The 15676-nt window shown below is 67.5% G+C and carries 13 protein-coding genes; 7 read left to right on the top strand and 6 right to left on the bottom strand.

What is annotated here, in order from left to right; translation table 11 throughout:
- Positions 1–32: 32 nt before the first annotated feature.
- Positions 33–1223: an acyl-CoA dehydrogenase family protein gene (locus HBE64_RS23205; RefSeq protein ID WP_371744030.1), complete on the bottom strand. Its 1191-nt coding sequence runs from the start codon at positions 1221–1223 to the stop codon at positions 33–35.
- 132 nt (positions 1224–1355) lie between these two features.
- On the opposite strand from HBE64_RS23205, the gene HBE64_RS23200 reads away from it, so the two are divergent.
- The 5 genes from HBE64_RS23200 (at position 1356) to HBE64_RS23180 (ending at position 6496) form a co-directional block, all read left to right on the top strand.
- Positions 1356–2276: an acyl dehydratase gene (locus HBE64_RS23200; RefSeq protein ID WP_167109570.1), complete on the top strand. Its 921-nt coding sequence runs from the start codon at positions 1356–1358 to the stop codon at positions 2274–2276.
- Between the two features lie 33 nt (positions 2277–2309).
- The gene (locus HBE64_RS23195; protein WP_167107782.1) at positions 2310–3485 is read left to right on the top strand and encodes a CoA transferase; all 1176 of its coding nucleotides are present in this window, start codon (positions 2310–2312) and stop codon (positions 3483–3485) included.
- Positions 3479–4777, top strand: a complete 1299-nt coding sequence (locus tag HBE64_RS23190; RefSeq protein WP_167107779.1) for an amidohydrolase family protein — start codon at positions 3479–3481, stop codon at positions 4775–4777. The genes HBE64_RS23195 and HBE64_RS23190 overlap by 7 nt, the downstream gene beginning before the upstream one ends.
- A 197-nt stretch (positions 4778–4974) precedes the next feature.
- Complete coding sequence (locus HBE64_RS23185; protein ID WP_243841430.1) at positions 4975–5205, top strand: helix-turn-helix transcriptional regulator; 231 nt, start codon at positions 4975–4977, stop codon at positions 5203–5205.
- Complete coding sequence (locus tag HBE64_RS23180) at positions 5195–6496, top strand: type II toxin-antitoxin system HipA family toxin (RefSeq protein ID WP_167107773.1); 1302 nt, start codon at positions 5195–5197, stop codon at positions 6494–6496. Before HBE64_RS23185 ends, HBE64_RS23180 begins: the two co-directional genes overlap by 11 nt.
- Positions 6497–6597: 101 nt before the next feature.
- Here HBE64_RS23180 and HBE64_RS23175 read toward each other — a convergent pair whose 3' ends face one another.
- The 4 genes from HBE64_RS23175 to HBE64_RS23160 form a co-directional block, all read right to left on the bottom strand.
- Entirely contained in the window at positions 6598–6996 is a 399-nt protein-coding gene (locus HBE64_RS23175) for a VOC family protein (protein WP_167107770.1), read from the bottom strand.
- A gap of 679 nt (positions 6997–7675) precedes the next feature.
- On the bottom strand, positions 7676–8833 hold the full coding sequence (locus HBE64_RS23170; RefSeq protein ID WP_167107767.1) for an acyl-CoA dehydrogenase family protein: 1158 nt from the start codon (positions 8831–8833) through the stop codon (positions 7676–7678).
- A complete protein-coding gene (locus HBE64_RS23165) occupies positions 8830–9945 on the bottom strand; it encodes an acyl-CoA dehydrogenase family protein (RefSeq protein WP_167107765.1) in 1116 nt (371 codons plus the stop codon). Before HBE64_RS23165 ends, HBE64_RS23170 begins: the two co-directional genes overlap by 4 nt.
- Entirely contained in the window at positions 9942–10826 is an 885-nt protein-coding gene (locus tag HBE64_RS23160; protein ID WP_167107762.1) for an alpha/beta hydrolase, read from the bottom strand. Before HBE64_RS23160 ends, HBE64_RS23165 begins: the two co-directional genes overlap by 4 nt.
- A 148-nt stretch (positions 10827–10974) precedes the next feature.
- Between HBE64_RS23160 and HBE64_RS23155 the strand changes: the two genes are divergently transcribed.
- Both HBE64_RS23155 and HBE64_RS23150 read left to right on the top strand, forming a co-directional pair.
- On the top strand, positions 10975–12909 hold the full coding sequence (locus HBE64_RS23155) for an NAD(P)/FAD-dependent oxidoreductase (protein WP_167107759.1): 1935 nt from the start codon (positions 10975–10977) through the stop codon (positions 12907–12909).
- A gap of 10 nt (positions 12910–12919) precedes the next feature.
- Positions 12920–13945, top strand: coding sequence for an alcohol dehydrogenase catalytic domain-containing protein (locus tag HBE64_RS23150; protein ID WP_167107756.1), 1026 nt, complete (start codon positions 12920–12922; stop codon positions 13943–13945).
- On the opposite strand, the gene HBE64_RS23145 is transcribed toward HBE64_RS23150, so the two are convergent.
- Positions 13942–15576 carry an amidohydrolase gene (locus tag HBE64_RS23145; protein ID WP_167107753.1) on the bottom strand — a complete coding sequence of 545 codons (1635 nt, stop codon included), beginning with the start codon at positions 15574–15576 and terminating at the stop codon, positions 13942–13944. The genes HBE64_RS23150 and HBE64_RS23145 overlap by 4 nt on opposite strands.
- Positions 15577–15676: the final 100 nt, after the last annotated feature.

Raw genomic sequence — 15676 nt, 5'->3', positions numbered from 1 at the left:
GCATCAAATGCCTCGCAGGATCAATGTCGGCATCAAATGCCTCCGCGCGCGACGAGCTGGCCGGCGATCACATTGCGCTGAATCTCGTTGGTGCCCTCACCGACGATCATCAGCGGGGCGTCACGGAAGTAACGCTCGACGTCGTACTCGGTCGAATAGCCGTAACCGCCGTGGATGCGCACCGCGTTGAGCGCGATCTCCATCGCGACCTCCGAGGCGAACAGTTTGGCCATCCCGGCCTCCATGTCGCAGCGCTGCCCGCTGTCGTAACGCTGCGCCGCATAGCGCGTGAGTTGGCGGGCGGCAGTCAGTTTCGTGGCCATGTCCGCCAGGTAGTGCCCGATCGCCTGGTGCTTCCAGATGGGCTGCCCGAAGCTCTCCCGGTCCTGCGCGTAGGCCAGGGCGTCCTCGAGTGCGGCGGTGGCGACGCCCAAGGCACGCGACGCCACCTGGATACGGCCCGTCTCGAGGCCCTTCATCATCTGAGCGAAACCCTTGCCTGGCACGCCACCGAGGATGGCCGATGCCGGAACCCGGCAGTCGTCGAAGACCAACTCGCAGGACTCGACGCCCTTGTAGCCGAGCTTGGGCAGATCCTTCGACACCGTCAGGCCGGCGGTCGGGTTCTCGACGAGCACCACCGAGATACCCGAGTGCCGGGGGCTGGCCTGCGGGTCGGTCTTACACAGCAGGGCGATCAGCCCGGAGCGGCGGGCATTGCTGATCCAGGTCTTGGAGCCGGTGATCACCAACTCGTCGCCGTCGGTGCGCGCGATGCACGCCATGTTCTGCAGATCGGAGCCGCCGCCCGGTTCGGTCAGCGCCATCGTCGCGCGCAGTTCACCGGTGGCCATCGATGGCAGATAGGTGCGCTTTTGCTCCTCGGTGCCGAAGATCTCCAGCAGTTTGGCGACGACCGTGTGGCCGCCCATCGCACCGGCCAGACTCATCCAGCCCCGGGCGAGTTCCTGGGTCACCTCGACATAGCAGGGCATCGAGACCGGGGAGCCGCCGTACTCCTCGCTGATGGCAAGTCCGTAGATGCCGATGCGCTTCATCTGGTCGATCCACGCCTCCGGGTAGGTATTGGCGTGCTCGACGTCGCGGACGGTCGGTTTGACCTCGCGGTCGATAAAGACGCGGACCGTCTGCACCAGCATGGTTTCTTCGTCGTTGAGGTCGCTCACCAGTTCCCGCTCTCGAGATTGCAAATGTACGGCCATATTGACACAGTGGCCAAGGAACTGCCAGCATGGGCCACTGTGACTTTGTACGGCCATATCGGCGCGGGCGAGGCGGGCGGTCCGTACTTCGACGACCTCGTCGTCGGCCAGGTCTTCGACTGGGCCCCCTCGATGACCCTGACGTCCGGCGCTGCCGCCAGCCACCAGGCGATTCTCGGCGACCGGTTGCGGCTGTCCCTGGATGCCGAGCTGGCGCACGCCGTCGTGGGCGCCAACGCCCCCCTGGCCCACCCGGCCCTGGTGTGCGACGTCGCCATCGGCCAGAGCACCCTGGCGACCCAGCGCGTCAAGGCCAACCTCTTCTACCGGGGGCTGACCTTCTATCGCTACCCGGTCGTCGGCGACACCCTGTTCACCCGCACCGAGGTGGTCGGGCTGCGGCAGAACAGCGCCAAGCCCGGCCGCGCGCCGACGGGACTGGCGGCCCTGCGGATGACCACCATCGACCAGGTCGGCCGCCTGGTCCTCGACTTCTACCGCTGCGCCATGCTGCCGCTGAGCCCGGGCGCGCCCGACACCGGCCACGCTGACGACCTGACCGGCATCGGGGTGGATCTCGGCGCCGCCCCGGACTCGACCGCCGACTGGAATGCGGCGGCGTTCCGGGAGCGGGTCCCCGGCCCGCACTTCTATCCCGATATCGCCGGCTCGGTTCTGCGCAGCACCGGCGACGTCGTCAGCTCCGCGCCCGAGCTGGCTCGCTTGACGCTGAATGTCGCTGCCACCCATCATGATTCGCGGGTCGGTGGTCAGCGTCTGGTGTATGGCGGCCACACCATCGGGCTGGCGCTGGCACAGGCCGGCCAGCTGCTGCCGAACCTCGTGACCGTGCTGGGGTGGGAGTCGTGCGACCACACCGGTCCGGTGCACGAGGGCGACACCCTCTACAGCGATCTGCACGTCGAGGCGGCCACCCCGCTGCCCGGCGACCGCGGCGGTGTGCTGACCCTGCGGTCGGTGGTCTACGCCGTGGCCGCCGAGGGCGACGACCGCCAGGTGCTCGACTGGCGGTTCACCGCACTGCACTTCTAGGCCCGCATCCAGATCGACGTGGACAATGGCCGGGTGGACCATTCCGCGACCGGCTGGGCCGCCAGCGGCCTGGCGTGGCTGACCGGCTTCGCCGACGGCCCGACCGATGACTCCCGGGCGGCGGTCCTCACCCGCGCTGAAGCGGTCGCCGCCCAGCTCACCGCCGGGTTCGGGGTGCATGTCGATGCTGTCGAAGCTCTCACCGGCCGCGCCGCGCTACTGGGCCTGCACCGCGGCGGCCGTATCTCGGCGGGTGGCGCCACCAGGCTGCTGCCGAGTGCCGACGGCTGGTGCGCCCTGACACTGTCGCGACCCGACGACCTTGCCGCCGTGCCCGCCCTTGTCGAGGCCGACGACCTCTCCGCGGACCCCTGGACGGTGGTCGCCGATTGGGCGGCCCGCCGCAGCAGCGCCGACGTCGTCGACCGCGCTGTTCTGCTGGACATCCCGGTCGCACGGCTGGGCGAGACCACACCCGAGCCGCCACGGGTTCTCGCGGCCGGGCCGAGGTCCGGATCCCGTTCGGCGGCCGGGCTGCTGGTGGCCGACCTGACCTCGATGTGGGCCGGCCCGCTGTGCGGACAGTTCCTGGTCGGCGCCGGCGCCACCGTCGTCAAAGTGGAGAGCCCGCACCGGCCCGACGGAACCCGCAGCGGCCACCCGGATTTCTACGACTGGATCAACCACGGGAAGCTCTCGTACGCAGTCGATTTCGACCGGGACGTGCCGCGGTTGCGGGTGTTGCTGGGTGCCGCGGACATCGTCATCGAAGGTTCTCGCCCCGGTGCGCTGGCGCGGCGAGGGCTGGACCCGCAGACCGTGCCCGGCCCGCCAGGGCGGGTGTGGCTGCGCATCAGCGGCCATGGCGGCAACTCCGGGCGCGCGGCGTTCGGCGACGACGCGGCCGTCGCGGGCGGGCTGGTCGCGACGGGTCCGGTGTTCTGTGGCGACGCGATCGCCGACCCGCTCACCGGACTGGAATCAGCTCGGGCACTGATGGATTCGCTGTCCCGCGGTGGTGGTGAGGTCATCGAGGTGGCGATGTCACGGGTGGCCGCCACCTATGCGGCGCTGCCTGCCGAGCCGGTGACGGCCGGTGCGGTCCTGCCGCCGCAGCGGCCCGCGCCGGTACCCCGCGCCGCGCGGCTGGGGGCGGACAACGCGCACGTCGACCACATCGTCTCCCAAACCGGTTCGCTGCCATGCTGATTCAGCGTGCGACCCTGCTCGACGGGCGATCTGTCGACATCCGGCTGGGCGAGCGGATCGACGAGGTCGGCGAATCCCTGGCACCGCAACCGCATGAGGACGTCTTCGACGCCGCCGGCGGCACCGTACTACCGGGCCTGCACGACCATCACGTCCACCTGCGGGCCGCCGCCGCGGCACTGGACTCCGTGCAGGTCGGCCCGGCCCACGCGCACGACCGCGCCGGGCTCGCGGCGCTACTCGCCGCGGCCGCGGTCGGCACGGACGGCTGGATCCGGGCCGTCGGCTACCACGAGTCGGTGGCCGGGCACCTCGACCGGCACGTCCTCGACGCGTTGACACCCCCTGTGCGCGTGCGGATCCAGCACCGCAGCGGGGTGCTGTGGATGCTGAACTCCGCGGGACTGGCCGACGTCGGCCTACCCGATCACCCCGACGGGCGGCTGCGCAGCTATGACGGCTGGTCGGACAGCGTCGGCCGCCGTGACGTCCCGCTGGCCGCCCTCAGTACCCGGCTCACGTCCTACGGGGTCACCGGGGTCACCGACGCCACCCCCGACCTCGACGCCGACGCGATCGTGAACCTGACCCAGGCCCAGCAGCACGGCGAGCTGCAGCAGCGGGTGCACTGGCTGGCCCCCGGCAAGCGAATCCTGCACGACGACAACCTCGATCTCGACGAGCTGACCGAGTGGATCACCACCCGCCACCGGGACGGCCCGGTCGCCGTGCACTGCGTGACGGCCAGTCAACTGATCGTCACGCTGGCAGCCCTGGACGTGGCGGGTGTGCATCCCGGCGACCGCATCGAGCACGCGGCGGTGGTGCCTGCCGACAGCCTCGCCGATCTGGCCCGCCTGGATCCGGTGGTGGTGACCCAGCCGAACTTCGTCGCCGAACGGGGCGACCAGTATCTGCTCGACGTCCCCGCCGCCGATCAGGAGGGCCTGTGGCGGCTGGCCTCGCTGCGCAGCGCCGGGGTGCGGGTGGCACTGTCGACCGACCTACCGTTCGGCGGCGCCGACCCGTGGGCGGCGATGCGAGCCGCGGTGCACCGGACCACCAGCCGTGGCGCGGTGCTCAATGCCGCCGAATGTGTCACGCCCGCGCAAGCTTTGGCGATGTTCTTCGGGCACGCCGACCGCCCGGGCGTTGCGCGCACCATTGCAGCGGGACAGCCGGGCGAGCTGTGCGTGCTTGCCGGGTCACCGAGCGAGGTACTCGACACCCTGGCAGCCGAGCAGGTGGTGGCCACAGTCATCGGTGGCCGGCTGCATGAGGTCAGGAACTAGTGCACTAACTGATTTAGGGGCTGCGACTGAGAATGTCACGCAGTCGCTTGGCTCTTGCTACATATTTTGATCATTGGTGCGCCCAGCGCGAATGACCGAAATATCGATCATTCGCGTAACTCGATGTCATGATCGAAATACTGATCATGTAGTCGTACGGCGCCTATGATCGGAATATGTATCATTCGGTACCTCTGGTGTACGACACCGTCGACCTCGGCGAGCACGTCCGGCGCGCGCGTCAGGCAAGAGGCTTCCTTCAGGATGAGCTTGCTAGCCGTATCGGAGTCACCCGTATGACCATCTCGCGTCTTGAGCGGGGGGAATCCGTCAGCGTCGACATTGCGCTGCGCGCTCTATCGGAATGCGGCATCGCGCTCGCACTAGTGCCAAAGTTCTCTCGAGTGACGGTGACCGATGGCACCTAAGGCACTCGGCGTTTGGTTGTACGGTGTCCACGTCGCCGGGCTGAGTGAGCCCCGCCGATTCCGGCTGCGTTTGGAATTCACCGAGGACGCGCTCGACACCTTCGGCGAGGGGAGCCGAGTCCTGTCTTTGGCGTTGCCTGTTTCGCGAAAGCCGATCCAGGATAAGGACGGCGCGCGGCAGGTGTCGGCATTCATCGAGGGCCTTCTGCCCGAGGGAAACCTGCGCCGCCACATCGCGACTGAGGCCGGCGTACCAGTCAACGACACGATGACGCTATTGGAACGGGTAGGCGCAGAATGTGCCGGGGCTGTCCAGATTCTCACCGACGGTGCAAAGCCCGACGCTGGTCACGTCCGACCCCTGACCAAACTGGAAGTCGACACTCTAATCACGGATCTGCCGACCTACCATCTCCCTGAGGGCGCTACTCCGCAGGCATCATTAGCCGGCATTCAAGACAAGGTGCTATTGGTGGCATTCCCCGATGGCAGCTGGGGCTGGCCCGAAGCCGGCGCAGCCTCGACCCACATCATCAAGCCCGAGCCGCACGGTGGCTCAGTGAAACATCTTATTCAGAGCGAAGATTGGGCGTTGCGTGTCGCGCGCGAGGCAAGCATGAATGCTGCAGAGTCGCGCGTGGAGCGGTTTCAGGAGCGCCAGGCGATCATCGTTACCCGATATGACCGTGGGTCTGATGGGAACCGACTGCATCAAGAGGATTTCTGTCAGGCGCTAGGTCTCGACCCCCAGGCCAAGTATGAGAGCACTGGCGAAGCAACCCGTTCGGGGTCGAGGCTGCGACGCATAGCGCGCGCGGCTGCACCAAGGGCTCTGGACCCTGACGCGTTTCGGTCTGCATTGCTGGAAGCTGTGACGTTCAACGTCGTGATTGGTAACGCTGACGCCCATTCCAAAAACTACTCAGTGATGATCGGTCGCGAGGGGAGCGTGTCCCTGGCACCGATCTACGACGCCGCCCCGGTGAGGTACCTCGCCCCGGCCTTCAACGGCACAGGTCATGTCATCAACGGCAAGACGAGTATCAACAACATCGATATCGATGACCTGGTTGCCGAAGCCTCATCATGGGGAATGGGGACGCGACGAGCACATGTCGCGGTACGGACTTGTATGGAGCGGGTATATAGCTCGGTCGAACGGGTCGAGCTTCCACGAGGAGCCGAGTCGGTTAAGTCGAACCTTCATCAATTGTGGGCCCGACGCTCTTGGCCGACAGCGGCTTTGAGATCCGGAGATTCCGACGCCACGGCGGAAGGCTCGGACGCCTAACGGTTGCTGTGGGCGTGAAATTTGCCTTCCGCGCTTGCGAGGGCCACGTGATCGCCTCGTTTCTCTACGAATCAGATAGAGGATCAGCTTGGCTGGTCGTCCTAGTCACGATCGTGATGGCAGACCGCCTCTAGCCTCAATCCGAAGGGGTCGAGCCAGAAGGTGGCGTAATAGTGCCCGGGATACTGTGGGAAGTGCTGAGGAGCGTAGAGAATGGTGTTGCCGTTGCTGACTGCGAACTCGTGTACTGCGTCGACGAGTGAGCGCCCACGAGTCATGAAGGCTAAGTGCTGCAGCCCCGTTCGGTCTGATGAGTAGTCGCCGGCAATGGCGGATGGATAGAAAAACAGATAAGTGCCCGGTTTGCCATCTGCCGGCCTGAATGCGAACTCATTGTCGGCATCAAGGAATGGTTCGAAACCGACGAGGGGCAGCAGCGCCGCGTAGTACCGCTTTGCGGAGGCGAGATCGGGCACGTTGACGCCGAGATGACCAAGCATCGGACGAGTATCCCCCGCCCAGCACTCACCAACATCTGGCTTCGAATGGAGGAAGGTGAGAAAGGTTCTGATCGGTCTCATTTCTCTCAGAAGAGACAAACCCCTCTGGCCGGACTGTAACGAGCGTTGAGCGCGGCAAGATTAGCCGCGTGAAGTCGGTGACGGCGTCACGTGGCGACGGGACGTCGCTTCACGTCAGTGTAGTGGGCGACGGAACAGACGCGGTGGCGCCAATGGTGGTCTATAGCCTTCTCCGAGCACAGCCGTCGTCGCGCCTAGTCGTTGATCCTCGCCCCGGGTATCACCCGAGTGAATGAGCGTCCGTGCAATGAACCTTCGATTACGGCCCCGGACATGACCGTGAGGTCACCGCCCTCATTAATAGCGTCGCCCCTGCACCATCCGCGGAGCTTGGCCCTGCCGCCCGGCTCAACAGTGAGTCGTTCCACCATGCCGATAATGAGGGCGCGACCGCCTGAAGCGATCGTCAGCGTGCCTGCGACATAGCCAACCAGAATGAGTTTCCCGCCGCTCCCCACGCGAAGGTCGCCCTGAGTCGCACCGAACTTCACGCGCAGGCCTGAAACGATCACGGACACAGTTGCTGACGATACGCTGCACCTCCAGCCAAGAGGAACCGTCACATACTGTGAGTTCCGGCGATCATCCCGTCGCCGCCTCAGTGCGGCAAATCCCGGAACGCGGTAGTGCGGTAGGGCTCAGGCTCTTTCGGCAGCCCGAGGACACGTTCGCCGACGATGTTGCGCTGAATCTGGTCGGTGCCGCCGCCGATCGAGGTGAAGTAGGCGTTAAGCGTCCGGAACGTCACCGCGTCACCGACCGGGTTGTCCGGACCGGTCAGCATCGACTCCGGACCGACGATCTCGGTCTGGACCCGGGCGGTCTCGTGCAGGATTCGCGACATCGCGATCTTGCCCAGTGCCAGCAGGGTGGCAGCCTCGGCCCGGTCGGTGGTTGCCTTGGCGCGCTGGGTGTTCCACCGGTTGACCGCCGTGTAAGCCTCGACCCTGGCGATCTCCTGGCGGATGTGGGAGTTGGAGAGGGTACCGGCCTGGCGCGCCAGCGCGATCAGACTCTCGTTGTCGGCCTGCGGCTTTCGTGCAGAGCGGGCGGTGCGGGCCAGGTCGCCCATCAGGCGGCGCTCGTAGGCCAGCGCCACCTGTAGCACCGACCAGCCACCGCCGGGCTCGCCGACGAGGTTCGCATCGGGGACGCGCGCCCCGGTGATGAACACCTCGTTGAACTCCGACTCCCCGGTGATCTGGTGAATCGGCCTGATCTCCACCCCGGGCTGGCGCATCGGGAACATGAAGAAGCTGATCCCGTTGTGCTTGGGCACATCCCAGTCGGTACGGGCCACCAGCAGGCCGTAGTCGGCGGACTTCGCGAACGACGTCCACACCTTCTGGCCGTTGATCACCCAGTCGTCGCCGTCGCGGTCGGCCCTCGTGCGTAGGCCGGCCAGATCGGAGCCTGCACCCGGTTCGGAGTACAGCAGGCACCACTTCGTCTCGCCGCGGATCGACGGCGGGATCAGTCGGTGCTTCTGCTCGTCGGTGCCGAGGTCGTGCAGGGTGGTGGCGAACAGGTTGGCCCGGTCATGGCCGGTTCCCGGTGCGCCGACGGCAGCGAATTCGGCTGCCACGATCCGTGATTGGGGATCGGTCAGGCCCCGACCCCACCACTGTGGTTCCCAGCTCGGGACGGCCCAGCCGGCGTCGAACACCAGCTGCGCCCAGGCGCCGCGCTCGATGGCCGGATCCCAGTTTGCCGTCAGCCACGCCCGGACTTCGTCGCGCACGTCGTCGTCGGTCATGACTGTGCCTCCCGCAGCCGGATGTAGCGTTCCCGGTGCCAGGCCGGATCGCCGAAGATCTGGGCATCGGTGCGTGCCCGCCGCAGATACAGGTGGGCCGGGTGCTCCCAGGTGAAGCCGATACCACCGTGGATCTGGATGTTGCTGGCGGCAACGGACACTAACGCCTCGGAGCAGAATGCCTGGGCCAGAGCAAGATCGGCCAGCCGATCCGGCTCGGCGATGTCAAACGCCGACGCGACGTGCCGGGCCGCCGACAGCGCGGACTGCGCTTCGAGCAGCATGTCGGCGCACATGTGCTTGATGGCCTGGAAGCTGCCGATCGCGCGGCCGAACTGGAAGCGGGTCTTGGCGTAGTCGGCCGCCATCTGCATAACATGCATTGCGGCGCCGGCCTGTTCACCGAGCAGCGCGACCGCGGCCCGGTCCAGCGCTGCGTCCAGCGCGGCCGAACCGGCCTCGATCGAGCCGACCAGTCGGGCCGGGGTCCGCTCCAGGGTGAGCCGGCCCTGTTTGCGGGTCTGGTCGACGGTGGCCAGCGGGGCCACGGTCACCCCGGGCGCGTCGCGCTCGACGGCGAACACACCGGTGCCGGCGGTGACGTAGAACAGCTGCGCCGCAGCCGCGTCGAGCACATAGGTCTTGGTGCCCGACAGCCGCCACTGGTCGCCGTCCGGTGTCGCGATGGTGGCAGGTACGGCCGGCGGCCGCGCTGACCCCGCCTCGGCGAAGGCGACGCCTGTGACCAGTTCACCGGCTGTGATTCGCGGCAGGATGTCGGCTTGCTCAGCCGAATCGCCAAGGGCCAGAAGAAGGTTCGGGGTCAGTACCGCGGTGGACAGATACGGTGCGCACAGCAGCGCCGCACCCATGCGCTCGGACACCACGCCCAGCTCGACGGCGCCGGCACCGGCTCCGCCGAACTGTTCGGGGATCGCCAGACCGAGGATGCCCATCGCGGCCAGCTCAGCCCACAGCGCGGGGTCGTATCCGCTGTCCTCGGCCATCAGCCGGCGGACCTCGGCCTCCGGTGACCGCTTGGCCAGCAGGTCGGTGACGGCATCGCCGAGGTCACGCTGCTCGGTGCTCAGCGCCGGTGACGCCGCGCTCATGACAGGTAGGGCCGAAGGCTGTCGCACTGGCTGTCGAAGAATGCCCGGGAGATCGAGGCCTTCGGCACGATCCCGTCGAAGCCGTGGAACGCACCGGGCACCACGTGCACCTCGCACGGAACCCCGGCGGCCTTCAGTCGCTCCGCATACGCCAGGTCCTCGTCGTGGAACAGGTCCAGCGTGCCCACCCCGAGCCAGGCGGGCGGCAGCCCGGCGAGGTCGGTGCGACGGGCGGGCACGGCCACCTGCGGGTCGGCCCCGCCCAGGTAGGACTGCCAGCCGTAGCGGTTGCTGGTGGCGTTCCACAGCCGGTGTCCCGCGTCGTGAAGATGGGCGCCGACGGTGCGGTCGTCGAGCATCGGATAGACCAGCACCTGGAACACCGGGTTGAGTTCGCCGCGGTCGCGGGTCAGTAATGCCAGCGCAGCCGCCAGGCCGCCGCCGGCGCTGGCGCCGCCGATCGCGAGGTGGTCGCGGTCCACACCGGGCAACGCGGCCAGCCAGGTCAACGCGCTGTAGCAGTCTTCCAGCGGCGCGGGGTAGGGATGTTCGGGAGCCAGCCGGTAGTCGACGGAGGCGACGGTGATGCCCAGCGTGGTGACGAACCGGCGGCACAGCGCGTCGTCCTGGGCGGCGGTGCCGATCACGTAGCCGCCGCCGTGAATCCACAGCAGTGCAGGCGTGGGCGTGGTCGTCCCGGCGGGCCGGTAGAGCCGCACGCCGACCCCGGAGGGCAGGGTGAGCACCTCGACGCCCTCGTTGTCGACGCGCTGCAGGCTGGTCAGCTTCCGGATGAACGGGGTCGTGAATCCGGAGATGAGCTTGCGCGGGACGTACCGCGCCGCACTGCGCAGTTCGGGGTGGATGTCGGTGTTCGCCACGCCGCCAGTATGGCCTTGCCGCTGGCACGGGCCGGGAGTGCCCCCAGTGGGAGCGGCCCTTGATCCGTGCCGGAGCCGACAGTATCGTGAGGTCCGCTATTACGGAACTACGCGTAGCGTAATTGCCGATCGGTGAGAGGAACCCGGTGTGACGCAGAATCCCTATGCCGGCCAACCATTCACGACGTCCGACGAGCAGATCGCCGCCGCGTTGGAGGATGTCAGCATCCCCACCCTGCTGCTGTCGCTGGTGCACATCACCGGCGACCCGCGCTACATCCGGGAGTTCGCCCAGGCCGGCCTGTTCCTCAACGAGGTTCAGGGCTTCATGTCCGAGGAGGACAAGGCCAAGGCCCGCGCGCTGGCCCTGCCGGTGATCATCGACTACCGCGACCGCGGCTGCCCAGGTCCGGTCGCGCTGAGCCCCGAGCTGGTCCAGGAGATGCTCGACTGGGCGGCCTGCGAACACGTCGACGCCGAATACCAGCCGATGGTCCTCGAAGAGATGGACCTCGAGGGTGTCGATCCGCGCCGCCCCGCAGCGCTGGATCCCGCCGACACCGCCGACTTCCCCGTCGTGGTCATCGGCTGCGGCGAGTCCGGCCTGTTGGCGGCCATCCGGCTCAAGCAGGCCAACATCCCGTTCACCGTCATCGAGAAGAACGCGGGCCCCGGCGGGACCTGGTGGGAGAACAGCTATCCCGGCGCCCGGGTCGATGTCGCCAACCACTTCTACTGCTATAGCTTCGAGCCGTCCAACAACTGGTCGCACTACTTCGCCGAGCAGCCCGAGCTGCGGGCCTACTTCGAGGAGGTGCTCGACCGCCACGGCCTCGACGACAACATCCGCTGGCAGACCGAGGTGGTCTCGGCGGTCTGGAATGACGACGACGGAACCTGGCTGGTCACCGTTCGCGGCGCCGACGGCGTCGAATCCGGGATCCGGGCCCGCGCGGTCATCACCGCCGTCGGCCAGCTCAACCGGCCGCAGATCCCCGACATCGACGGCGCCGACACCTTCGAGGGCCCGGCTTTCCACTCCGCGGCGTGGGATCACTCCGTCGACGTCACCGGCAAGCGGGTCGCCCTGATCGGCGCCGGGGCGAGCGGATTCCAGATCGCACCGGCCATCGCCGACTCCGTCGAGCACCTCACGGTGTTCCAGCGGACCGCGCAATGGATGTTCCCGAACCCGATGTACCACGACAGCGTGCCCGACGGTGTGCGCTGGGCGATGGACCACCTGCCGTTCTACGGCCGCTGGTACCGGTTCCTGCTGATGTGGCCCGGCGCGGACAAGGGCCTGGATGCGGCGCGTTCGGATCCGGACTACATCCATCCCGAGGACCCCGACTACGCGGTCAGCGAGATGAACGCCATGGCCAGGCTGATGTTCAGCGACTGGATCACCACCCAGGTCGACGGTGACGACGAACTGCTGGCCAAGGTCATGCCCGACTACCCGGCCACCGGCAAGCGCACCCTGCAGGACAACGGAACCTGGCTGAAAACCCTGCGCCGCGACAACGTCGAGCTGGTCCGCACCCCGATCGAACGGATCACCCCGCACGCGGTGGTCACCGCCGACGGCGTGTCCCACGAGGTCGACATCATCGTCTACGCCACCGGTTTTCGCGCCACCGAGGTGCTGTACCCGTTGACGATCACCGGCCGCGACGGCGTCGACCTGCGCACCGCATGGGGAACCAGGCCGGTCGGCTATCTCGGCGTCACGGTCCCCGGCTTCCCCAACTTCTTCATGCTCTACGGCCCGGGCAACCACCTGGCCCACGGCGGCAGCCTGATCTTCAACTCCGAACTGCAGATGCGCTACGTCAACCTCCTGCTCGCCGAGATGATCGGCAAGCATCTGCACTCCATCGAACCGACGACCGAGGCCACCGACGAGTGGCACCGCAGGCACCAGGCGGAGATCAACACCATGGTGTGGGCGCACCCGTCGATCAAGCACTCGTACTTCAAGAACTCCGACGGTGAGATCCACACGGTCAGCCCGTGGCGACTCCCGGTGTTCTGGAACGCCGTTCGCGAACCCGAATGGTCGAACTTCGTCATCAAGTAGGGAGCCTGAAATGCGCGCGGTGCTCATCGACACTCCGGGGTCGGTTCGGGTCGACACCTGGCCCGACCCCGTCCTGCCCGGCCCCGACGGCGCTGTCGTCCAGATCAGTGCGACCGCGATCTGCGGCTCGGACCTGCACTTCTACGAGGGCGACTACCCGCTGTTCGCGCCGGTGTCGCTCGGCCACGAGGCCGTCGGCACCGTGGTCGAGGCCGGTCCGGATGTGCGGACCGTGCGCGTCGGCGACCAGGTGCTGATCTCCTCGGTCGCCGGCTGCGGGGCCTGCATCGGCTGTGCCACCAAGGATCCCACCCGGTGTGTGTCGGGCCCGCAGATCTTCGGCTCGGGTGGTCTCGGGGGAGCTCAAGCCGAACTGCTGGCCGTCCCGGCGGCGGACTTCCAGCTGCTGCGGATTCCCGAAGGCATCTCCACCGAGCAGGCGCTGCTGCTCACCGACAACCTGGCCACCGGGTGGGCGGGCGCCAAGCGGGCCGACATCCCGCTCGGCGGCACCGCCGTCGTGGTCGGCCTGGGCGCAGTCGGCCTGTGCGCTGTGCGTGGCGCGTTGTTCCATGGTGCAGCAAGGGTTTTCGCCGTCGATCCGGTCGAGGCCCGCCGCGACAGGGCGGCCGCTCTGGGGGCGATTCCGCTGCCGCCGCCCGCGCTGTCGGCGGTCATGGAGGCCACCGGAGGCCTCGGCGCCGACTCGGTCATCGACGCCGTCGCCAGCGACACCTCGCTCGACGACTCGATCGCGACGGTGCGCGCCGGCGGTACCGTGTCGGTGATCGGCGTGCACAACCTCAACCCGTATCCGTTCCCGGCGTTGGCCTCCCTGGTGCGTGGGCTGACTGTGCGCTGGACTACCGCACCGGTGCAGCAGACCTGGCCCGAGCTGATCCCGCTGCTGCAGAACGGGCGCCTGGACGTCGAGGGGATCTTCACCACCCGGCTGTCGCTGGACCAGGCCGCCGACGGGTATGCCGCCGTCGCGTCGCGATCAGGTGAGCATGTGAAGGTGCTGCTCACTCCTTAGGCGTGGTAGATGGTCTGGCCTTCCTTGATGGTCTCGACCACGCTGATGTCCTTGATGGCCATCGGGTCCACGGTCAGTGGATTGCCATCCAGCACAACGAGATCGGCGAGCTTGCCGACCTCCAGTGAGCCCTTGAGGTCGTCCTCGCGGTACTGGCGCGCAGCGTTGATCGTGATCGCCTTGAGTGCCTCGAGCGGGGTCACCCGCTGGTCGGCGCCGATGACCGCCCCGCTGCGCGAGACCCGATTGACGGCCGTCCACACCACGAACATCTGATCCAGCGGCGTCACCACGAAGTCGGTGTGATTGGTCGGACGCAGCCCGAGGTCGATCGCCGCCCGCATCGGCGAGAGGAAGTCGGCCTGCGTCTTACCCCGCAACTGCACGTGGGCGTCGCCGAAGTAGAAGGCGTGCGGGGTGAAGAACGACGGCAGGATCTTGTAGTCGACGTAGCGCTGCAGCTGGTCGGGCCGCACGAACTGGGAGTGCACCATCACCGTCAGCCGGTCGGCGCCCAGATCGTCGGCCGCGGCGAACTCGTGGGCGGCCAGTGCGACGTCGATGGCGGCATCGCCGTTGGCGTGGATGTCCAGCGGCAGCCCGAGGTCGTACACCTGCTTGAACCAGCCGTTGACGACGTCCTGGGAGAAGCCCAGTTCGCCGCACCAGTTGTGCTGGCCGTCGGGGCCCTCGACCAGGTACGGCGTGGTGAAGTAGGCGGTGCGGCCCTGCGGGGAGCCGTCGAGGGTGACCTTCACCCCGCCGAGCTTGACCCGATTGCGGTAGCTGCCGAACTCCTGCGGCGGATGCTGCGCCAGTACCTCGTCGAGTTCGAGGATGAACGGGTAGGCCACGACGTCGATCAAGTTCGCCCCGCCGGCGGCCGCACGGTAGATCAACTCCACGTCGGCGGCGTGGGTGGCGCCCTCGTGCGCGGTGGTGATGCCCGCCGCGGCGTAGAGCATCTGGCCGGCCCGGCTCCAGGCGATCTCCTGTGAGTGCGTGGGTTTGGGCATCGCGGCGAAGATGGGTAGGAAGGCGGTCTCCATCACCAGGCCGTCGGGTTCGGTGGAACCCTCCTTGCGGACGATGATGCCGCCGGGCGGTGTCGGGGTCGCCGCGGTGATGCCGAACTGCCGCATCGCCGCGGAGTTCAGCACCGCGCCGTGCATGGAGACATGCCCGACGAGCACCGGATTGTCTCCGAAATCGGCGTCGAGGTCCTCTTTGTGCAGCGTTCGCCCGCCCGGCATTAGGGTGTCGTCATAGCCATAGGCGACGATCATCTCGCCCGGCGGGATCTGCTGCGCATCCCGAAAAGCCTTGAGGGCGGCGACGATTGCGCCGACGTCGGCGCCGGGGCCGGCGGGTGGTGCGAATACGTTGACCTGGTTGGCGACGGTCAGCGAATTGATGTAGTGGCTGTGCGGATCCAGGAAGCCGGGCAGCAGCGTCGCCCCGTCCAGATCCACCATCCGGGTGCCCGGGCCCCGCTGGGCCAGGACTTCGTCGCGAGTCCCGACCGCGGTGATACGACCAGCGCGCACCGCCAGCGCCTGCGCGGTGGGGTTGGCGTCGTCGATGGTGACGATGGCGCCACCGGTGTAGATGGCATCGGCTGCAGTAGACATTGCGGGCCTCCTGAGGGTCAGCCGAAGTCTAGGTCAGCGTGGCTGTCGGCAGGCCTCGTTACCCGATCACGGCAAACTTCGTGTCCGGCGGTAAGTCAAG

Origin of the sequence: Mycobacterium sp. DL592 (genome assembly GCF_011694515.1) — a bacterium.
Classification (GTDB): domain Bacteria; phylum Actinomycetota; class Actinomycetes; order Mycobacteriales; family Mycobacteriaceae; genus Mycobacterium.
The sequence above is the reverse complement of the archived record's forward strand: the minus strand, read 5'-3'. Positions and strand labels throughout refer to the sequence as shown.